Annotated in this window: 20 protein-coding genes; 16 read left to right on the forward strand and 4 right to left on the reverse strand. The window is 71.4% G+C overall.

Annotated elements, in window-relative coordinates:
- Positions 1-119: 119 nt before the first annotated feature.
- A complete protein-coding gene (locus tag ABZU53_RS12575; protein ID WP_354856009.1) occupies positions 120-653 on the reverse strand; it encodes a DUF402 domain-containing protein in 534 nt (177 codons plus the stop codon).
- Positions 654-826: 173 nt separating this feature from the next.
- Here ABZU53_RS12575 and ABZU53_RS12580 point away from each other — a divergent pair, with 173 nt between their 5' ends.
- The 3 genes from ABZU53_RS12580 to ABZU53_RS12590 all read left to right on the forward strand — a co-directional run bounded on the left by ABZU53_RS12580 (position 827) and on the right by ABZU53_RS12590 (position 3,576).
- Positions 827-1,390 carry a TetR/AcrR family transcriptional regulator gene (locus ABZU53_RS12580; protein ID WP_355065730.1) on the forward strand — a complete coding sequence of 188 codons (564 nt, stop codon included), beginning with the start codon at positions 827-829 and terminating at the stop codon, positions 1,388-1,390.
- Entirely contained in the window at positions 1,383-2,666 is a 1,284-nt protein-coding gene (locus ABZU53_RS12585; RefSeq protein WP_355065732.1) for an FAD-dependent monooxygenase, read from the forward strand. Before ABZU53_RS12580 ends, ABZU53_RS12585 begins: the two co-directional genes overlap by 8 nt.
- An 88-nt stretch (positions 2,667-2,754) precedes the next feature.
- Positions 2,755-3,576: an NAD(P)-dependent oxidoreductase gene (locus ABZU53_RS12590; RefSeq protein WP_355065734.1), complete on the forward strand. Its 822-nt coding sequence runs from the start codon at positions 2,755-2,757 to the stop codon at positions 3,574-3,576.
- Between the two features lie 57 nt (positions 3,577-3,633).
- Here ABZU53_RS12590 and ABZU53_RS12595 read toward each other — a convergent pair whose 3' ends face one another.
- Positions 3,634-4,491 (reverse strand): SPFH domain-containing protein, encoded by an 858-nt coding sequence (locus ABZU53_RS12595; RefSeq protein WP_354856013.1) that lies wholly within the window; start codon positions 4,489-4,491, stop codon positions 3,634-3,636.
- Between the two features lie 224 nt (positions 4,492-4,715).
- Between ABZU53_RS12595 and ABZU53_RS12600 the strand changes: the two genes are divergently transcribed.
- The 8 genes from ABZU53_RS12600 to ABZU53_RS12635 all read left to right on the forward strand — a co-directional run bounded on the left by ABZU53_RS12600 (position 4,716) and on the right by ABZU53_RS12635 (position 12,376).
- Positions 4,716-5,477, forward strand: coding sequence for an ABC transporter ATP-binding protein (locus tag ABZU53_RS12600; RefSeq protein ID WP_355065736.1), 762 nt, complete (start codon positions 4,716-4,718; stop codon positions 5,475-5,477).
- Entirely contained in the window at positions 5,464-6,156 is a 693-nt protein-coding gene (locus ABZU53_RS12605) for an ABC transporter ATP-binding protein (protein ID WP_355065738.1), read from the forward strand. Before ABZU53_RS12600 ends, ABZU53_RS12605 begins: the two co-directional genes overlap by 14 nt.
- A gap of 51 nt (positions 6,157-6,207) precedes the next feature.
- Complete coding sequence (locus ABZU53_RS12610; RefSeq protein WP_355065740.1) at positions 6,208-7,458, forward strand: ABC transporter substrate-binding protein; 1,251 nt, start codon at positions 6,208-6,210, stop codon at positions 7,456-7,458.
- The gene (locus ABZU53_RS12615) at positions 7,455-8,336 is read left to right on the forward strand and encodes a branched-chain amino acid ABC transporter permease (RefSeq protein WP_355065742.1); all 882 of its coding nucleotides are present in this window, start codon (positions 7,455-7,457) and stop codon (positions 8,334-8,336) included. Before ABZU53_RS12610 ends, ABZU53_RS12615 begins: the two co-directional genes overlap by 4 nt.
- Entirely contained in the window at positions 8,333-9,346 is a 1,014-nt protein-coding gene (locus ABZU53_RS12620; RefSeq protein WP_355065744.1) for a branched-chain amino acid ABC transporter permease, read from the forward strand. The genes ABZU53_RS12615 and ABZU53_RS12620 overlap by 4 nt, the downstream gene beginning before the upstream one ends.
- A gap of 76 nt (positions 9,347-9,422) precedes the next feature.
- Entirely contained in the window at positions 9,423-10,067 is a 645-nt protein-coding gene (locus ABZU53_RS12625) for a transcriptional regulator (RefSeq protein ID WP_355065745.1), read from the forward strand.
- Between the two features lie 120 nt (positions 10,068-10,187).
- Entirely contained in the window at positions 10,188-11,756 is a 1,569-nt protein-coding gene (locus tag ABZU53_RS12630) for an MFS transporter (RefSeq protein ID WP_354856020.1), read from the forward strand.
- An 11-nt stretch (positions 11,757-11,767) separates the two neighbouring features.
- Positions 11,768-12,376 (forward strand): TetR/AcrR family transcriptional regulator, encoded by a 609-nt coding sequence (locus tag ABZU53_RS12635; RefSeq protein WP_355065747.1) that lies wholly within the window; start codon positions 11,768-11,770, stop codon positions 12,374-12,376.
- Positions 12,377-12,400: 24 nt separating this feature from the next.
- Here ABZU53_RS12635 and ABZU53_RS12640 read toward each other — a convergent pair whose 3' ends face one another.
- Both ABZU53_RS12640 and ABZU53_RS12645 read right to left on the reverse strand, forming a co-directional pair.
- Positions 12,401-14,320: a helix-turn-helix domain-containing protein gene (locus ABZU53_RS12640; protein ID WP_354856022.1), complete on the reverse strand. Its 1,920-nt coding sequence runs from the start codon at positions 14,318-14,320 to the stop codon at positions 12,401-12,403.
- Between the two features lie 14 nt (positions 14,321-14,334).
- The gene (locus ABZU53_RS12645; protein ID WP_354856023.1) at positions 14,335-15,117 is read right to left on the reverse strand and encodes a 3-hydroxybutyrate dehydrogenase; all 783 of its coding nucleotides are present in this window, start codon (positions 15,115-15,117) and stop codon (positions 14,335-14,337) included.
- A gap of 284 nt (positions 15,118-15,401) precedes the next feature.
- Between ABZU53_RS12645 and ruvC the strand changes: the two genes are divergently transcribed.
- From ruvC to secD, 5 genes are all read left to right on the forward strand, one after another.
- Positions 15,402-15,929 carry a crossover junction endodeoxyribonuclease RuvC gene (gene ruvC / locus ABZU53_RS12650; RefSeq protein ID WP_355065749.1) on the forward strand — a complete coding sequence of 176 codons (528 nt, stop codon included), beginning with the start codon at positions 15,402-15,404 and terminating at the stop codon, positions 15,927-15,929.
- The gene (ruvA, locus tag ABZU53_RS12655) at positions 15,926-16,528 is read left to right on the forward strand and encodes a Holliday junction branch migration protein RuvA (protein WP_354856024.1); all 603 of its coding nucleotides are present in this window, start codon (positions 15,926-15,928) and stop codon (positions 16,526-16,528) included. The genes ruvC and ruvA overlap by 4 nt, the downstream gene beginning before the upstream one ends.
- Before the next feature lie 28 nt (positions 16,529-16,556).
- Positions 16,557-17,624, forward strand: coding sequence for a Holliday junction branch migration DNA helicase RuvB (ruvB, locus tag ABZU53_RS12660; RefSeq protein ID WP_355065751.1), 1,068 nt, complete (start codon positions 16,557-16,559; stop codon positions 17,622-17,624).
- A 138-nt stretch (positions 17,625-17,762) separates the two neighbouring features.
- On the forward strand, positions 17,763-18,101 hold the full coding sequence (gene yajC, locus ABZU53_RS12665) for a preprotein translocase subunit YajC (protein WP_354856026.1): 339 nt from the start codon (positions 17,763-17,765) through the stop codon (positions 18,099-18,101).
- A 277-nt stretch (positions 18,102-18,378) separates the two neighbouring features.
- Entirely contained in the window at positions 18,379-20,277 is a 1,899-nt protein-coding gene (secD, locus tag ABZU53_RS12670; RefSeq protein WP_355065753.1) for a protein translocase subunit SecD, read from the forward strand.
- The last annotated feature ends 1 nt before the right edge of the window (position 20,278 follow it).

The raw sequence follows: 20,278 nt of genomic DNA on the forward strand, positions 1-20,278 counted from the left end.
GGATCTGGTGGAAGCCGTGGACGGGCGTGCCGTGGCGTGACCCGGCCGCCCGTCCCGGCGAACGGCCAGCCCGCTCCTCGTCGCCGCTGTCATCCGGCTCAGCTGAGCGGGACTGGCCTTCATCCGGCGTCGATGAGGGACCAGTCTTGAGGAAATACGACGTGCAGCAGGTCGGTGATACTGGCCGGTGGGAAGTCCGGCCAGGAGCGTTGCGGGTCGTGCCGTCGGTTGAGACGTCGATCAAGGAAACGCTGGGTACGGATGAGTCCCTCGGTCGCCTCACCCATGCTGAGCGCGCCGTCCTGCATGGCCGTGGCGTACTCGTCGAGATCCAGGACTCGGTAGGGATGGTCGCCAGGTCCGACGATCACGTCGATCCACAGGTCGTCGACCGTGACCACGCTCCCATGATCAATGACTCGGACCAGGTCGCAGTACCACCAGCCCTGCTGCTCGGCTGGGAATAGGACCGGCTGATTGATCTGGAACCCGTCATCGAGCAGCACGAAGCTGCGCTGCTCATACGGTCGATTGTCGAGGTGAAATCCCCAGTCGTAGACGATGGCGTCGCCAAGGCGCAGCCCCGCCGCGCGCAGCTTCCCGTCGCGCACCACGGTCACGGCGGTCGCCTCACGCTCGGAACCATCAGTCACATGCAGCAGCTTCGCAGGTCGACGACTCGACGATCAACCTTGTCGGCACGACCAGCCCCGATCGCTGCGGCTGGTCCGAACCGGACCGGGAGGTCTTCATCAACCAGGTGGTTGACAGCTCGACACACCGATGCTGAACTATCAACCAACCGCTTGGTTGGGGATGGTGGAGGATGACCGAACGGCTCGATCGCCGGCAGGCGCTGGTGCACGCAGCCTTCTCGGCGATCGCCGAGGGTGGCTTCGAGGGGTTCCGGCTGCGGCCGATCGCCGCGGCGGCCGGCATCGACCACTCCACCCTGCACCACTACTTCCGGACCAAGGCCGACCTGATCGCCGCAGTGCTCGAGCACGTGACCAGCCAATTCGAGGCCACGATGCACGCCGACCTGGAACCCGCCGCCCGATTGCGGCAACACCTCAGCGAGATCGCCACCGCGGTCGCGCAACGGCCCGAGTTGTTCATCGTGCTCGATGAGCTCGACCTTCGGGCTCGACGGGACGAGTCCACCGGGGCCGATATCGAGCGGGACGAACAGGGTTGGCGGGACGCGCTCGCGGCGATCTTCACCGAAGGCGTCACGCGACACGTCTGGTCGGTGGACCTCGACGTCGCTGCCAGCGTCGAGCTGGTGATCGCCACCGTCAAAGGCATTCGTCTGCGTCCCGACAAGGCCGAGTCGGTGGTCAACCAGCTGTGCGACCTCTTCGCACCAGAAGGCCTCACCCATGACTGAGGTGCTCGTCGTCGGCGGTGGCATCGGCGGCCTCGCTCTCGCCCAGGGTCTGCGTAAGCATGGCATCACCGTCGCCGTGTACGAGCGTGACCGACGCCGCGACGACCGGGTGGACCGCTACCGGCTCGCGATCAACCCGGCGGGCAGCCGGTCGCTGCGTGCCTGCCTGCCCGACCGACACTGGCAGGCGTTCATCGACACCGCGGGCCGGCCCGGCGGCGGCTTCGGCTTCCTGGGCACGGACCTGCGCACGCTGGTCCTCGTGGAGGACGCGGTCATGTATCCCGACGATCCCGACCCCGCCGAACGGGCCTACCCGGTCGACCGTCACACGCTGCGCGGCGTTCTCCTCGACGGACTCGACGACACCGTCCACTACGACAAGGCATTCGAGCGCTACGAGCTCGCCGCCGACGGTCGCCCCACCGCGCACTTCGCCGACGGGACGTCCGCCACCTGCGACGTCCTGGTCGGCGCGGACGGGATCAACTCCCGGGTACGGGCGCAGTACCTGCCGACCGCCACGCAGCGAGATGCCGGTGCGGTAGGCGTCGGGCTCAAGTTGCCGCTGAACGACGACACCCGAGCCTGGTTACCCGCCCGACTGGCTGAGGGCATGAACCTCATCGTGACCGGTGCGCCGCACTTCCTGTTCACCTCCGTGTTCGAACGCCGGCAGCCGGTGGGGGACGACTATCTGCTGTGCGCGTTCGTCGCCCGTAACGAGCTGTTCCCCTCGCGTCCGGAGCGCCTCGACGGCCCACAGTTGAAGGCCTACGTCGCCGGGCTGATCACCCACTGGCATCCGGCGCTCCGCCAGCTGATCGACCAGTGTCCACCGAACGACGTGAGTGCGTTTCCGTTCCAGGCGTCCGACCGTCCGGCGCCCTGGACGCCCTCGCGGGTCACCGTGCTCGGCGACGCCGTGCACGGCATGCCACCGGCCGGCGGTAACGGCGCCAACACCGCACTGCGCGACGCCGCCCTGCTCACCCGGCAGTTGTCGCTGGCCGACGGCGGCCACCTGCCGCTGCTGGATGCGATCGGCGGATACGAGGCCGAGATGCGCGAGTACGGATTCCACGCCGTCGACCTTGCCCTGCGGACGCTGCACCAGGGCATGATGAGCAACCGGGTGAGCGTGGGCCTGACCCGTGGCTGGTTCAGCCTCTGCGGCATCGCGTCACCGCTGCGCCGGATGACGTTCGGCGCGAGCTGGGCCAAGATCAGCGCCCCCCGCCAGTGGGAGCGGTCCGCCACCAACCGGACGAGCTGATCCGCTCGACCGGTCCGGGGCGAGGGCGCCCGCTGGGTGGTCACCCTGGACTGGCCATCCTGTCGGTGCGGGCCGGCAGGATGGCGTCATGGGTTCACGTCTGGGCACGGTCGTCGTCACGGGTGCCGCCGGTCGCATTGGTTCGGCGGTCTGCCGTCACCTACGCGACGACGTGCGCCGCCTCGTTCTGGTCGATCGGGTGCCCTCGCAGCCGCAGTCGCCGACAGACCGGGCGATTCAACTGGATCTGGCGGACGCCGACGCGGTGACCGCCGCGCTCAAGGGCGCGGACGCGGTGGTGCACCTGGCCGGGCTGCCGGACGAGGCACCCCTGGCCGACCTGCTGGAGAGCAACGTGCTGGGCACGTACCACGTGTTGGAGGCGGCCCGTCGGCAGCGGGTAGGGCGGGTCGTCCTCGCCAGCAGCAACCGTGTCACCGGCTTCTACCCCGTCGGCCAGGTGGTCGGGCCGGACGAGCCGGTCCGACCGGACGGTTTCTACGGGGTGAGCAAGGTCGCTGTCGAAGCGCTCGGGCGCCTGTACGCCGACAAGTTCGGCCTGTCGGTGGTGTGCCTGCGCATCGGCAGCTTCGAGGACGCGCCGGACGAGGCCCGCTACCTGGCGACCTGGTTGAGCCCGCGCGACGGCATCGGTTTCGTTCGCGCGGCTCTCACCGCTCCCGACGTGCGCTTCGCGACCGCCTACGCCGTGTCCGCCAACACTCGGGCGTTCTGGGACACCACGGCCGGGGCTCGGCTCGGCTATCTGCCGGTGGACAACGCGGAGGTTTTCGCCGACGGGGTGCCCGGTTCGCGCGACCCGGTCGACCCCGCCGCCCTGCAGGGCGGCGCCTTCACCGACGCCGCGTACTCGCTGCGGCACGTCAGGGCGGACGAGCCGTCCTGTTGAGTTGAGCATCGAGCGGCACGGCGCCGGCCCACCCGCCACGGGTGGGCCGGTTCCTTCTCACTTGCCGGTGACGATGCCCGGGTTGATGCACAGGCCCGGGTTGGCGCCGTTCTTCTCGGCGATCTCCAGGCAGCGGGTCACCTTGTCGACCTTCGCGTTGGTCTCGGTGATCTGCTTGGAGATCTCGGCGTTCTTACGGTCCTGCTCCAGGTTGCGGGTCTGGGCCAGCTTGTCCTGGAACGCCTTGATGTTGCCCTCGGTCTTGTCGTCGTGGTTCACCCGGGTGATGGTCACCGAGAGGATGTCCACGTCGCTGGCGAGGCGGGTGTCCGCGCTGGTCTTGATGTTCGCCGCGAACGGCTTGAGGTCGACGTTGAGGTCACCGGTCCGGGCGTCGATCTTCTCCAGGGGGTTGTACGCGGCGAAGGCGTCGTTGACCGCGCTGTCGAGCTGCACACCCACCCGCTGCCCCCGGAAGCTGTCGAAGTCTCCCTTGTAGTCCATGAACTGCTTCGGCGCGTTCTCCGGCCTGACCTGCCACTCGATGAGCACCTCGACGCAGGCGTCGGCGAGCGTGCCGGTGCGGACGCGCACGCAGTTGTTGCCGCCGATGTGGTCGTACTTCTGTCGGCCGGCGTCCCACTCGCCGACCTTCTGCCAGGGGGCGACCCACTTCAGGCCGGAGCCGGTCACCTTGCCGGTGGGCTTGCCGAAGCTCGTGACGATGCCGACCGAGCGGATGGGCACCGAGTGGGCGCTGGAGGTGACACCGACCAGCAGGGTGAGGGCGAGAAAGACGAGCGTCGCGAGGGCGGCCATCCGCTTCAGCGACCGCGCGGGGGCGACGAGAGCCAGGACGGCGCTGACCGCCAGGGCGACGGCGAAGACGATCGCCATGGTGAAGCCGACGGGCATGGGGTGGGGACCTTCCGCTGGGCTGTGTGGATCATCAACCTAGGAGGTCGGGTCAAGTCGGCTGGACGGGGGAGTGGAGGCCGGGCACGTCCTCTGCCCGTCGAATATGGATGCGATCGACATGGCTCGACTCGCGCGAGCGGCCGTAGGTTTCCTCCACGCGACGGGCCTGTGACCGCGGTCACCGAATCGACCGTCGCCGCGACCGTGCGGAGGATGAGGCGATGGCCGGGCAAGCGCTCCTGTCGGCCCGCGGGCTGACCCGGGACTTCCGGGGCTTCCGGGCGGTCGACGAGGTCGACCTGGACGTCGCGCCGGAGAGTGTGCACGCGCTCGTCGGCCCGAACGGCGCCGGCAAGACCACCCTGTTCAACCTGCTCACCGGGTTTCTCGCGCCCAGCGGCGGGCGGATCGAGCTGGCCGGGCGGGACGTCACGGGGCTGCCGCCGGAGCGGGTCGCCCGGCTCGGCGTGGCCCGCTCGTTCCAGATCACCAGCCTCTTCCCGCAGCTGTCGGCCCGCGAGCACGTCGCGCTGGCGTTGCAGTCCTCCAGTGGGCTGGGCTGGCGGTTCTGGCGTTCGGCGAAGCTGCTGGACCGCTACACCGAACGGGCCGACGAGCTGCTGGCCATGGTGGGGTTGGCCGACCTGGCGCAGGCCCCGTCGGCGGCGCTGGCGTACGGCCGCAAGCGGGCCCTGGAGCTGGCCATCGCCCTCGCGCTGGACCCGAAGGTGCTGCTGCTCGACGAGCCGACCGCGGGGATGGGCCTGGAGGACGTCGACCGCACCGTCGAGCTGATCAGCCGGGTCCGGGCGGGCCGCACCGTGGTCATGGTCGAGCACAACATGAGCGTGGTCGGCCGGCTCGCCGACACCGTCACCGTCCTGCAGGCCGGCAGGGTCCTCGTCGAGGGCCCGTACGAGCAGGTCCGCGCCGACGAGCGCGTGATCACCGCCTACCTGGGAGCCGCTGATGCTGCGCATTGAGAACCTCGCCGCGTTCTACGGCGAGGCGCAGGTGCTGCGGGAGGTCGGCCTGGAGGTCGCCGCCGGCGAGGTGGTCACCCTCGTGGGCCGCAACGGCGCCGGCAAATCCACTCTGCTGCGCTGCGTGATGGGGCTGCACTCCGGCCAGCGCGGCACGGTGGAGCTGGACGGGCGGGACATCACCAGGCTGCCCGCGCACCGCCGGGCCCGCCTCGGGCTGGGCTGGGTGCCCGACGACCGGGGCAGCTACGCCACCCTGACCGTCACCGAGAACCTCACCCTGCCGCCCACGGTCGGCCCCGACCCGTGGCCGCTGGAGCGGGTGTACGAGGCGTTCCCCGCTCTCCACACCCGGCGGGACTCGGCGGCCACCATGCTCTCCGGCGGCGAGCAGCAGATGCTGGCCCTGGCCCGGGTGCTGCGCATGGGTGCGCGGCTGCTGCTCTGCGACGAGCCCACCGAGGGGCTGTCACCGCTGCTCGTGCAGCAGGTCGGCGACCTGCTGCGGGAGGCCAAGCAGCACGGGGTGACCGTGCTGCTGGTCGAGCAGAACCTGCACTTCGCCACCGGCGTCGCCGACCGGCACTACCTGCTGGCCGAGGGACGTGTCGCCGAGGCGATGGACAACTCCGAGGTGCGCTCGCGCGAACGCGAGCTGCTCGCGTACCTCGGGATCTGATTCTTCTCAACGACGAGCCGCGCGACGGCGCGCGGAATGGATGGAGTGGGCATGCGCAGGACGGTGGGTGTGGCCGCGGCGTCGGCCGCGGTGGTGCTGGTCGCGGGTTGCGGCGGCGGTGGACCCCAGTCGGGCGGCGATCAGAAGCTGACCGGCGACAAGATCGTGTTGGGCGTGCTCAACGACCAGTCCGGGGCGTACTCGGAGTTGTCCGGCAAGAACTCGGTGACGGCGGTGGAGATGGCCATCGCCGACTTCACCGCGAAGTACGGCGACAAGGCGGTGACCAAGGACATCACCGTGGAGACCGCCGACCACCAGAACAAGCCGGACGTGGCCAACTCCAAGGCCCAGGAGATGTACGACCGCAAGGGCGTCGACCTCATCCTGGACGTGCCCACCTCGTCGGCGGCGCTGAAGGTGGCCGACGTGGCGAAGGAGAAGAAGAAGCTCTACTTCAACATCGGCGCGGCGACGACCGACCTGACCGGCAAGAGCTGCAACAAATACACGTTCCACTACGCCTACGACACGTACATGCTGGCCAACGGCACCGGGAAGACCACCACCGAGCAGATCGGCAAGAACTGGTACATCCTCTACCCGAACTACGCGTTCGGGCAGGACATGGAGAAGAGCTTCTCCACCGCGATCACGGCGGCCGGCGGGACTGTCGTCGGGAAGGACGGGGCGCCGTTCCCGAACACCAGCGGCGACTTCTCGACGTTCCTGCTCAAGGCGCCGACGCTGAACCCGAAGCCGGACGTGCTGGGCACCATGCAGGCGGGCGCGGAGCTGGTCAACGTGGTGAAGCAGTACAACGAGTTCAAGCTGCGCGAGAAGGGCGTCGGCCTGGCGGTGGGGCTCATGTTCCTCACCGACATCCACTCGCTCACCCCGGCGGCGCTGGCCGGCACCACGTACACCGACGCCTGGTACTGGAACTTCGACGCGAAGAACCGGGAGTTCGCCGACCGGTTCCAGCAGAAGACCGGCACCCGGCCGACGTTCGCGCACGCCGCCAACTACTCGGCGGCCCTGCAGTACCTGGAGGCGGTGCAGGCCGCCGGCACCGACGACGCGGACACCGTGGTCAAGGGGCTGGAGGGCAAGACGGTCGAGGACGTCTTCCTGCGCAACGGCAAGATCCGCGCCGAGGACCACCGGGTGGTGCACGACGCGTACCTGGCCCAGGTGAAGCCGCAGGCCGAGGTCACCGAGCCGTGGGACTACGTGAAGGTGCTCAAGACGATCCCCGCCGCGGAGGCGTTCCGCGCGCCGTCGGCGGACTGCAAGCTATGAGTGGTTTCGCGCAGAACACCTTCAACGGGCTGGTGAGCGGGGCGTTCTACGCCCTGCTCGCCCTCGGGCTCGCCGTCATCTTCGGCATGCTGCGGGTGGTCAACTTCGCGCACGGCGCGTTCTACATGCTCGGCGCGTTCGGCGCGTACGTGCTGCTCACCGAGGCGGGCGTGCCGTTCTGGGCGGCCCTGGTGATCATGCCGGTGGGGCTCGGGCTGTTCGGCATGGCCCTGGAGCGCGCGGTGATCCACCGGCTGACGAAGCTCGACCCGCTCTACAACTTCCTGCTCACCTTCGGCCTGACGCTGATCCTGCAGGACCTGGTGAAGCTGCGCTACGGCGTGCAGTCCAGCCCGTACGCGACCCCGGCGCTGTTGGACGGGACCGTGAACTTCGGCCTGTTCGACTTCCCGACGTACCGCGTGTTCATCCTCGGCTTCGCGGTGCTGCTCTGTGTGGCGGTGTGGTGGGTGCTCACCCGGACCCGGATCGGCATGGTCGTCCGCGCGGCCACCGAGCGGCCCGACCTGACCCGGGCGTTCGGGATCGACGTCGGGCGCTGGGTGACGCCGGTCTTCGGCTTCGGCATCGGCCTGGCCGGGCTCGCCGGTGTGCTGGCCGCGCCGATGCGCGCGGTCAACCCGCTGATGGGCGCCGACCTGATCATCGTGGTCTTCGCGGTGGTCGTGATCGGCGGTCTGGGTTCCATCTTCGGCTCGGTCGCCGCCGGCTTCGGCATCGGCCTGGTGCAGGCGTGGGGCGAGGCGTACCTGTCGAACTTCCCGATCGTGTCGCAGACGATCGTCTTCGTCGTGATGGCCGGCGTCCTGCTCTGGCGTCCGGCCGGCCTGTTCGGTCGTGAGGAGGCCCCGGCATGACGAGCACCGTGGACACTCCCGCCGACGCGTCCCGCTCGACGCCGCCGTCCGGGCTGGTCGCCGTGGCCCACGCCCCCGGCTGGGTGCGGTACGCGCTGCTCGCCGTCGGGCTGGCCGTCGCGGCCTGGCTGCCCAACGGCCTCTACCCGGCCGTCGCGGTGGACATCCTCTGCTGGGCGCTGTTCGCCGTGGCGGTGGACCTGCTGCTCGGCTTCACCGGGCTGATGTCCTTCGGGCACGCCGCGTTCTGGGGCACCTCCGCGTACGTCACCGGGTTGGTGGCCATCCACGCCGGCCTGCCGTTCCCCCTGGCGGTGCTGGCCGGGGCGCTCGCCGCGGCCGTCCTCGCCGTGCCGATCGGCTATCTCGCGGTCAAGCGGACCGGCATCTACTTCGCCATGGTGACCCTCGCGTTCGCGCAGATGGTCTACTACGTGGCCAACGAGTGGCGCTCCGTGACGCAGGGGGAGAACGGCCTGCAGGGGGTGCCCCGTTCGTTCTTCGGCCTGGATCTGACCGACGACTACTACTTCTACTATGCGATCCTGCCGATCGTGCTGCTCGGGCTGGCCGCCGCCTGGCGGATCGTGCACTCGCCGTTCGGCCGGGTGCTCGTCGGCATCCGCGACAATCCGGCCCGCGCCCGTGCCCTGGGTTACCCGGTGCACCGCTACAAGCTCACCGCGTTCGTCCTGTCCGGGTTCATCGCCGGCCTCGGCGGCGGCCTGTTCGCGGTGGGGCACCGGTTCGTCTCGCTCGACGTGCTGCACTGGACCACCTCCGGCAAGGCGGTCATCGTGGTGGTGCTCGGCGGGATCGGGACGCTGTGGGGCGGGGTGCTCGGCGCCGCGGTCGTCGTACGCCTGGAGGACTGGTTGTCGTTCTCCGGATTCGAGGCGATCGGCCTGGTCACGGGCGGCATCTTCGTCCTCGTGGTGGTGCTCTTCCGGCGCGGCATCTGGGGCAGCGCCGCCGCGCTGGCCCGCCGGCTGGCGCTCCGGCGCCGGTAAATTCCCGCCGGGCGCATCCGCCGCGCGCGCTCGCGGCGAACCCCCGGGTAGAGAACGTCTACCCGGGGGTACGTCTGTGCTGACCGAGCCGATGCTGACCGAGCCGATGCCGGCCGACGCCGTGCAGACCGCGCTCAAGCGGGTCTCGCTGGCGGCCGAGGACCTGGACGGTAACCGTGTCGCCGCGCTGACGCGGGAGCTGGCCGCCGAGTGGGGCGTGCCGGCGCTCTGGGAGCAGGTCTGTCGGCCGTTGCTGGGGCGGTTGTCGGGGCGCGGCGCCGCCGAGATCGCCGTCGAGCACGCCCTGGCCGAGGGTGTCCGGGTCGGACTGGACGTGTACCGCCGCGAGCCCGGCCGCTCCCTGCCCGTCGGCGGGGTGCTGCTGGCCGGGGCCGAGCAGGAGACGCACTCCCTCGGCCTGCACGCGCTCGCCGCCGCCCTGCGGGAGCAGGGCCGCGGCTGCCTGCACCTGGGGCCCGCGCTGCCCTGGGCCGCCCTGACCAGCGCGGTGTACCGGGCTCGCCCGCACACCGTCGTGCTCTGGTCGCAGACGCCGGTCACCGGCCGCGCGTACCGCCTCGTGCGCTTCGCCCGGGACTTTCCGCGCCTGCGGGTGTACGGCGCCGGGCCGGGCTGGATCGAGCCGCTGGCCGCGCCGGTGGGCCATCTGGGCGGGCTGCCGGCCGCCGTCGCCGCCTGTCTCGCGGCACAGCGGAGGTGATGCCCGCCACATACGATACGGATCGGTTCCGTATCGTTAATGCCCGCCCTTAGGCTGTCCCGCGATACGAGTCTGGCTCGTATCGTATTGCGTCGGGTGCAACCGGGGGGAGAACCGGGCATGGAACTGCACGAGAACACGGGACACCCGAGGAGGTGGGCGATCCTGGGGGTGCTGGTGATCAGCCTCCTCGTCGTCGTCCTCGACAACACGATCCTCAACGTCGCGCTACGCACCCTGGCCGACCCGGTGCACGGCCTCGGGGCCAGCCAGGGCGAGCTGGAGTGGTCCATCAACTCCTACACGCTGGTCTTCGCCGGACTGCTGTTCACCTTCGGGGTGCTCGGCGACCGCGCCGGCCGCAAGCGCTTCCTGATGATCGGGCTGGCGCTGTTCGGCCTGGCGTCGCTGCTCTCCGCGTACGCACACAGCCCCGCGCAGCTCATCGCGGCCCGCGCCCTGATGGGGGTCGGCGGCGCGGCCATCATGCCGGTGACGCTCTCGATCATCTCCAACGTGTTCGACCCGCGTGAGCGCGGCCGGGCCATCGGCATCTGGGCCGGCGCGGTCGGCCTGGCCGTGGCGATCGGCCCGATCCTCGGCGGCACGCTGCTGGAGCACTTCTGGTGGGGCTCGGTCTTCCTGATCAACGTCCCGGTGGTCGTCGCCGGCGTTCTCCTGGTGGCGCTGCTCGTCCCCGAATCGCGTGACCCGCGCCCCGGCCGCGTCGACCTGCTCGGCGTCCTGCTCTCCGTGGTCGGCCTGGTGGCCCTCTCCTACGGCATCATCGACGGTGGCGAGCATGGCTTCGACCGTCCGGTGGCCTGGGGCTCGATCCTGGTGGGCCTCGCCGTGCTGGCCTGGTTCGTGCGGCACGAGCTGCGCTCCGACCACCCGTCGCTGGACGTCCGGCTGTTCAAGGTGCCGCGCTTCGCCGCGCCGGTGGCGATCGTCGGCCTGGTGTTCTTCGCCGCGATGGGCGTGATGTTCTTCAGCTCGTTCTACCTGCAGTTGGTCCGCGACTACAGCCCGCTGCAGACCGGCCTGCTCTTCCTGCCCTTCGCCGGCGCCCAGCTGATCTTCGCGCCGCGCAGCGCCGCGATGGTCCGCCGCTACGGCGGCCGGGCGGTCGCCGCCGTGGGGCTGGGGCTGACAGTGGTGGCGCTGGCCGCGTTCGCCTTCATCGGCGCGTCCACCCCGATCTGGATCGTGCTTGTCGTCTTCTTCATTCAGGGCGTCGGGATGGCCAACATCATGCCGCCGGCCACCGAGTCCATCATGTCGGCGCTGCCCCGCGAGAAGGCCGGCGTGGGCTCCGCGGTGAGCAACACCGTCCGCCAGGTGGCCGGCGCGCTCGGCGTGGCGGTCCTCGGCTCGGTGCTCTCCGCGGTCTACCGCAGTGACGTGGGCGACGCGTTGACCGGCCTGCCCGCACAGGCCCAGGACGCGGCCAACGAGTCGATCTCCGGGGCGTACGCTGCGGCCGCGAAGCTCGGCCCGGCGGCGCCGACGCTGATCTCGGCGGCCAACGACGCCTTCGTCACCGCCATGCACTGGGCGGCGGCGCTGTCCGCGGTCGTCGCGGCCCTCGGCGTGCTGGTGGTGCTGCGATGGATGCCGGGTCGCGATGCGCTGGCTCCGGCCTCGGCGGCCCCCGCCGCCGAGCCCGAGTTGGCCGGGACGGCCTAGGTTAGGGGACAATGTCCGACATGACGTCCACCGCCGATGCTCCGCGGTCGCCCGGGCGACCGCGGAGCATCCGCGCCGACGAGGCGATCATCGAGGCGACCCTCGACCTGCTCGCCGAGGGAAGCACCGTCGAGGCGCTCTCGATCGAGGCGATCGCCACCCGCGCCGGCGTCGGCAAGGCCACCATCTACCGCCGCTGGGCCGGCAAGGACGCGTTGCTGCTGGACGCGCTGCGCCGGCTCAAGGGCATCATGCCGCAGCCAGCCGGCCACTCCGTCCGCGACGACCTGCTCCTGCTGGTCGGCGCGGTAGGGCAGAACGTCGACCCCCGCGCCGCGAAGATCATGCCGTGCCTGGTGCCGGCGGTGAACCGCAGCCCGGACCAATACCAGCTCTACCAGACCATCATCGAGCCCCGGCGTCAGCTGATGCGCGAGGTGCTGCGGCGCGGCATCGACGAGGGGCTGCTGCGCCCCGACATCGACGTCGAGGTGACCATGGCGCTGCTCACCGGGCCGATGCTGATCCAACGGGTCCTGCAGTGGAACCCGGAGCTGGACGAGCGGAACCTGCCCACGCAGGTCGTCGACGGCGTCCTCGACGGCATCCGCGCCCGCTGACCCGACCGCGCGCCCCCGGCGGGGTCAACCCGCAGGGGCGCGCAGGCGGTGCAGGCGCAGCGCCAACTGCACCTCCAACGCCCGCTCGGGCCGCTGCCAGTCCGCGCCGAGCAGTTGCCCGACCCGCTCCAGCCGCTGGGTCACCGTGTTGACGTGCACGTGCAACTGCTCGGCGGCCCGGGCCAGGCTGCCGCCCACCCCGAAGTACGCCTCCAGCGTCTTCACCAGCGCCGTCCCGCGCCGGGCGTCGTAGTCGACCACCGGCCCGACCGTGGCGGTCAGGAACTGGGCCACGTCCCGCTCACCCCGGTCACCGACCGTGCCCAGCAGCAGACCGACGAAGCCGAGCTCCGCGGTGCTGGCGCCCTGACCGGCGCGGCCCAGCGCGCCCAGCGCCGTCAGACAGCGGTCCGCCTCGTGGAACGTCCCGGCCAGCGTCCCCGGCCCGGTCGACGGGCCGCTCGCCCCGGCCGTCACCGGCCGGCCGGTCACCCGCGACAGGTCCCGCGCGACCGCGCGGGCGCTGCCACCGGCATCCTGGCCGGGCAGCATCAGGACCACCCGACCGTCGCGCGCCGCGGCCAGGCCACCGCGCGCTGAAGCGTACGTGGTGGCCCAGGAGAGCACCCGCTGCCGGGCCGAGCCGGTCGCCGCGATCGCGTCGTCGCCCACCGCCACCAGCACGTGCGGCGCGTCCAGGTCCACGCCGAGCCGCCGGGCCCGGCTGCGCAGCGCGTCGGTGTCGCGCAGCGGCCGGGCGATCAGGTCGTCCAGCAACTCGCCACGGACCCGCCCCTCCGCCTCGGCCACGGTCCGGCGGAACAGCAGCAGCAGCGCCGTCACCAGCGCGGCCCGCTCCAGGATCCGCTGGTCGGCGTCGACCAACTCGTCGTCGGGACGCAGCACCAACGCGCCCAGGTTCTCCGCGCCGGCCACCACCGCCGCGTACCAGAGCGGGCCGCGGCGCACGCTGCGTCCCTCCGTACGCGAGGCGGCCACCGCCTCGACGATGTCCGCCCGGTCCGGCTCGTCGATCTCGCCCACCCGGGCCAGCAACCGGCCCTGGGCGTCCAACGCCAACAGCGCCCCGCCCAGCACCTCGGTCACCGCGGCGGCCACGTCCTCCACCCCGCCGCCGCGCAGCACCAGCGCCGTCATCCGGTCGTGCGCCGCCGCGGCCCGCTCCACCGAGCTGCTGTGCGCCCGGATGGTGGTGTTCGCCGCCGACAACTCGGCCAACGCCGAGCGGGTCTCGGCCAGCAGCCGGGCCGTGTCGATCGCCACCGCGGCGTGCGCGGCGAGGGAGACCAGCAGCGCCACCTCCTCGCGGGCGAACGGCCGGGCCGAGCGGTTGGCCGAGTAGAGCACCCCGATCGAGGTGGAACCGAGTCGCAGCGGCACCCCGAGGATCGCCACCAGGCCCTCCTCGCCCACACCGGCGTCGATCTCCCCGGTGTGGTGAAAGCGCGCGTCCTCGCCGTAGTTGGCGGTCACGTACGGGGCGCCGGACTGGGCCACCAGGCCACCGAGGCCGGCGCCCATCGGCAGCCGCAGCCGCTGGAAGCGGGCCGAGACCGACCCGTCGGTCACCCGCATGTAGGTGTCGCCGCGCTCGTCGTCGTTGAGCGTCATGTACGCCACGTCGGCGCCGAGCAGGTGACGGGCCCGGTGCACGATCGCCCGCAGCACGTCGTCCAGGTCGCGCAGCCCGGCCAGGTCGCTGACCGTGTCGTACAGGCCGGACAGCTCGGTCTCCCGACGGCGGCGGCGCTCCAGCAGCGCGCGAACCCGCAACGCCACAGTCTTGGCCTGCTCCAGCTCGGCCAGCCGGTCGGCGGGCATCCCGGCGGCGCGCGCGGCCACCAACGGGCCCTCGAACTCCACCGCGGCGGCCTCGCGAGCGAGCAGTTCGAGGAACTCCACCGGCGACGACATGGTCGACATTGTGCTCAGGCCCACTAGTTGGCCGTCCAGCCCCCGTCGAGCGCGATCGACGCGCCCGTGATGAAGGCCGCCGGCGGCGAACAGAGGTACGCCAACAGCTCGGCCACCTCCTCCGGCTCGATCAGCCGCTTGATGGCGGCCCGCGCCAGCATGACCTTCTCGATCACCTCGGCCTCGCCGATGCCGTGGCTGGCCGCCTGATCGGCGATCTGGCTCTCCACCAGGGCGGTCCGCACGTACGCCGGGTTGATGCAGTTGGCGGTCACCCCGTGCGCGGCCCCCTCCAGCGCCACCACCTTCGACAGCCCTTCGAGGGCGTGCTTCGCCGAGACGTAGGCCGCCTTGTAGGGCGAGGCGCGCAGGCCGTGCACCGACGAGATGTTGACGATCCGGCCCCAGCCCCGGGCGTACATGTGCGGCAACGCGCGGCGGATCAGCAGAAACGGCGCCTCCACCATCACCCGCTGGATGTACTCGAAGCGCTCGACGGGGAAGTCCTGCAGCGGCGCCACGTGCTGGAGCCCGGCGTTGTTCACCACGATGTCCACGTCCACGTCGAGCGCGTCCACGGCCGCCGCGTCGGCCAGGTCCACGCCCTCGGCGCGTCCGCCGGCCTCGGCGGCCACCGCCTTGGCCGCCTCCAGGTTGCGATCCACCACGAGCACCTTGGCGCCGGCCGCGCCCAACCGCAGGGCGCAGGCCCGCCCGATGCCGCTGCCGCCCCCGGTGACCAGGGCGGTCCGACCAGCGAGGTCGACCTGTACGACGTGGGGGACCGCCACGGGTTCTGCCGTCATGGCGCAAGAAGTTACGAGCTGTGTGCCCTGCGGCACATGGGGCAGCGACACATACTCCGTACCCCTGCTGTGTGGCCCCCTGCCCCCCATGGCCCGCGCCCGCCCCGCCGAGCCGCGCGCCGGAAGGCTGTCTCTCGGGCGTCGGAGGCAGCAACCTCCGGGACGTTGCCCAGATCGTGGCGCGGGGTGTGGGTGAGGGAGGGCGTGTCCCGTGGGGCCGGTGGGAAGGCCGGCAGTTAGGGTGTCGAACACACGTACTGCTGACGGCTGGGGGAGGGGGCGGCGTGCGGGTGCTGGGGGTCGACCCGGGGTTGACGCGGTGTGGGGTGGGCGTCGTCGAGGGGGTGCCCGGTCGGCCCTGCACGCTCATCGCCTACTACGTGGTCTACACCGACCCGGCCGACGACCTGCCGCTGCGCCTGCTGCACCTGGACCGGTCGCTGACCAAGCTGGTCGCCGAGCACCAGCCGGAGAGCGTCGCCGTCGAGCGGGTGTTCAGCCAGCACAACGTCCGGACGGTGATGGGCACCGCGCAGGCCAGCGGCATCGCCGTGCTGGCCGGGGCGCGGGCGGGGCTGCCGGTGCAGACGTACACCCCGAGCGAGGTGAAGGCGGCGGTGACCGGTGCCGGTCAGGCCGACAAGGCGCAGGTGACCGCCATGGTGACCCGGCTGCTGCGGCTGGACGAGCCACCGAAGCCGGCCGACGCCGCCGACGCTCTCGCCCTGGCCATCTGCCACGTGTGGCGCGGTGGCACCCGTTCCAAGCTGGCCGCCGCGGCCGATCGGGCACGACGAGGAGGAGCACGATGATCGCCAGCGTGCGCGGCACGGTGACCGCGACAGGTCCGGATCTGGCCGTGATCGAGGTCGGCGGGGTCGGCCTGGCCGTGCACTGCGCCCCCGGGACCCTCGCCGAGCTGCGGGTGGGGCAGCCGGCGCGGCTGGCCACCAGCCTGGTGGTCCGGGAGGATTCCCTGACCCTCTACGGTTTCGCCGACGACGACGCCAAGGCGCTGTTCGAGCTGTTGCAGACCGCCAGCGGGGTCGGCCCACGGCTGGCCCAGGCCGTGCTGGCCGTGCACACGCCGGACGCGGTGCGAAAGGCCATCGCCAACGCCGACACCGCCGCGTTGACCCGGGTGCCCGGGATCGGCAAGAAGGGCGCCGAGCGCCTGGTGCTGGAATTGCGGGACCGGATCGGTCCGGTGTCGATCGGCGCCGACGGGGTGGGCGGCGTGACCGGCGGCGCCTGGCCCGATCAGGTACGGCAGGCGCTGGTCGGTCTGGGCTGGACGGCCGGGCAGGCCGACCAGGCGGTGGCCGCGGTGGCGGAGACCATCGACGGCGCCACCCCGCCCGTGCCGGTCCTGCTCAAGCAGGCCATCCGCCTGCTGGGTCGTACCCGATGACCGCCCAGGGGCGACGGGAGGCGGCACGGTGAGCGAGACCGACGGGCTCGTCTCGGCGTACGTCAGTGATGCCGACCGGGACGCGGAGGCCACCGTGCGGCCCCGGCGGCTGGCCGAGTTCATCGCTCAGGACCGGGTGCGCGATCAGCTCGACCTGCTGTTGCAGGGCGCCATGCGGCGGGGGTCCCCGCCGGATCACATCCTGCTCTCCGGCCCACCCGGGCTTGGCAAGACGAGCCTGGCCAACATCGTCGCCGCGGAGCTGGGCGCCGGCATCCGCGTGACCAGCGGCCCGGCGATCGAGCGTTCCGGTGACCTGGCGGCGATCCTGACCAGCCTCGCCGAGGGCGACGTGCTCTTCATCGACGAGATCCACCGGATCGCCCGGCCGGCGGAGGAGCTGCTCTACAGCGCGATGGAGGACTTCCGGGTCGACGTGGTGGTCGGCAAGGGGCCGGGCGCCACCGCGATCCCGCTGGACGTCGAGCCGTTCACCCTGGTCGGCGCGACCACCCGCTCGGGTCTGTTGACCGGGCCCATGCGGGACCGGTTCGGCTTCGTCGCGCACCTCGACTTCTACGCCCCGGCGGACCTGGAGACGCTGCTGCACCGTTCGGCGCGCATCCTCGGGGTGCCGATCACCGCCGACGGCGCGGCGGAGATCGCCGGCCGGTCCCGGGGCACCCCCCGGATCGCCAACCGGCTGCTGCGCCGGGTCCGCGACTACGCCGAGGTCCGGGCCGACGGCGTGGTCACCCTGGGCACCGCCCGCAAGGCACTGACGGTGTACGACGTCGACGCGCTGGGCCTGGACCGGCTGGACCGGGCGGTGCTGACCGCGCTGGTGGACTCGTTCCGGGGCGGCCCGGTCGGGTTGTCCACCCTCGCCGTGGCGGTGGGGGAGCAGCCGGACACGGTCGAGGAGGTCTGCGAGCCGTTCCTGGTGCGTGCCGGCCTGCTGGCGCGTACCCCGCGGGGGCGGGTGGCCACGGAAGCCGCCTGGCGGCACCTGGGGCGTACTCCACCGAATGGTACATTTGGGATGGATATCCCGTCTCCGCCCGGTCTGTTGTCCCTGGACACCGATCAGCCGTGATGTGAACGTGATCTGTGCCGCATTCGGTGTTCTCAGGTGCAGGGATTAGACTTCGCCGCGGTCTGTACAGGATGTGAGAATCCGCCTCCGCTCCGGCACTCCCGTGCCGGACAGGTGGCCAATGGGAAGGCAGTAACCGTGCAATACCTTGCAGCGGGTGGTGGGGCCGGCGGCTTCACGCCGATCCTGATGATCGTCCTGCTCTTCGGCGTCATGTACTTCATGATGATCCGTCCGCAGCAGAAGCGTCGCCGCGATGCGGAGGCCATGCAGTCCGCGTTGGGCCCGGGCGACGAGGTTGTCACCATCGGCGGGCTCTACGGCACGGTCACCGGCGTCGAGGACGACGCCGTGCTGCTCGAGATCGCTCCGGGCGTGCAGACCCGCTACGCCCGACCGGCCATCGCCCGGGTGGTCACCCGCGCGGAGCTGCCGAGCGAGCCGGTCACCGAGGACGCGGACACCGTCAAGGAGTGACCCTCCCGCGGGGGTGACGGTTCCGGCGTACGGCCGGGTGACCGGCTCCCCGGCCACCGCGCCCAACGGGGCAGCGGACGTGACGTGAAAACTGGATAGTTGGGTCGACGCCGGGCGTCGGCACGTTCCCGTGGCCGTCGGCGTCCCCATGCCGGCGTGTCCGGCCACTGTGTCGGCACCCCGTCGGCCCAGGTCAGACCCGTTGGCCGGGACCCCCGGCCCGACACTCGCCGCCGCCGCGCGCAGCGGCGCGACCGTACAGGGAGACAGGACAACCGTGGCACCACCTCAGGGACAGATGCGACCCGGCCGGCAGCTCGCCGTGCTCGGGTTCATCTTCGTGGTCCTCTACCTTCTGGTGTTCTTCGCGGGCGGTGCCAGCGGCAGCTTCAAGGACCGGCTGGAGCCCAAGCTCGGCCTGGACCTGATCGGCGGCACCCGGATGACGCTGCAGGCGACCAACAGCGTCGATGGCAAGCCCCCGACGGCCCAAAACCTTGAGGAGGCCCGGCAGATCATCGAGAACCGGGTCAACGGGCTCGGCGTGGCCGAGGCCGAGGTGGTCACCGAGGGCAACCGGAACATCGTCATCTCCCTGCCCGGTGAGAACCGGAACCTCGACGAGGTGGGCAGCGCCGCCGAGCTGCGTTTCCGCAAGGTGCTCAAGGCCGCCGACGGCAGCGGGACGGCCGCCGCCCCGCCGGCCGCCACGGCAGCCCCGGGCAGCGTCACCCCGTCCGGCGCCCCCTCGGCGACCCCGTCGGGCAGTGGCGCGCCGAAGGTGAGCCCGTCGGGCAGCGGTGGACAGGGCGGGATGGCGCCCGCGCCGTCCGCCACCCCGACACCGACCCCCTCGGCTTCGCCGAGCGCCGCCGCGCCGTCGGCGAGCGCCAGCGCCGAGCCGGTGCCGGCGAGCATCGAGGAGCAGCGCAAGGCCGTCGAGCAGAAGGTCGGCGCCGCCGCCTGGCAGGCCGCCAGCGGTCTGCAGGCCCCCGCCGACCTGAGCGCCGACCCGTCGCTGGGCGACAAGCTCAAGCCGTTCAGCACGCTGAGCCCGCAAGAGGTTGCCGTGCTGCCGGCGCAGATGCAGTTCAACGTGCCGACGATCGGCTGCGCCCAGCTCGACAAGCGCCCCCCGGCCTCGATCTCCGACCCGAAGCAGCAGGTCGTGTCCTGCGAGGACGGCGCCTCGAAGTACCTGCTCGACCAGGCCAAGGTGCTGGGCACCGACGTGGACGACGCCAACGCGGTGCTCGATCAGACCAACGCCTGGGTGGTCAGCCTCGACTTCACCGGCGACGGCCAGGGCAAGTGGACCGCGTTGACCCGTGAGGCGTTCACCAACGAGGGCCAGGCCTGCGACGCGACCGCTCTCGGGCAGGACGGCAAGTGCCGGGTCGCCGTCGTGCTGGACAACGAGATCGTCTCCTCCCCCGAGATCCAGGCCGTGCTGACCGGCAACTCCCAGATCACCGGCAACTTCACCCAGAAGGACGCCAGCGCGCTCGCCAGTCAGCTCCGCTACGGCGCGTTGCCGGTGACCTTCGAGCCGCAGGAGTCGCAGAACGTCACCGCGACCCTGGGTGCCAGCCACCTCCGCGCGGGTCTGCTCGCGGCCGGCATCGGCATGCTGCTGGTCATCATCTACGCGTTCTTCTACTACCGGCTGCTCGGCTCGGTGATCTTCCTGAGCCTGATCCTGTCCGCGCTGCTCGTCTTCGGCGCGCTGGTGGTGCTCGGTCGGCAGATCGGCTTCACGCTCACCCTCGCCGGCATCGCCGGCATGATCGTCTCGCTCGGTGTGGCGGCGGACTCGTTCGTCATCTACTTCGAACGACTGAAAGACGAGATCCGGGAGGGACGCAGCCCGCGTAGCGCGGTGCCCCGCGCCTGGGTCCGCGCCCGCCGGACGATCATCTCGGCAAACGCGATCACGCTGCTCTCCGCAGTGGTGCTCTACGTGGTCTCGGTCGGCACGGTCAAGGGCTTCGCGTTCGCCCTCGGCCTGGCCACGGTGCTGGACCTGGTCGTGGTCTTCCTCTTCCGGCACCCGATCATGACGATGTTCGCCCGGACCCGGGCGTTCCTGTCCCCGCGGGTCAGCGGCCTGGGTCGGGCACTCCCGGCCCGCAGCCAGCAGACTCAGCCCCGCAACCCGCGCGCCAAGGAGGCCTGAG

Origin of the sequence: Micromonospora sp. NPDC005194 (assembly GCF_040608335.1) — a bacterium.
In the GTDB taxonomy this organism is placed as follows: domain Bacteria; phylum Actinomycetota; class Actinomycetes; order Mycobacteriales; family Micromonosporaceae; genus Micromonospora.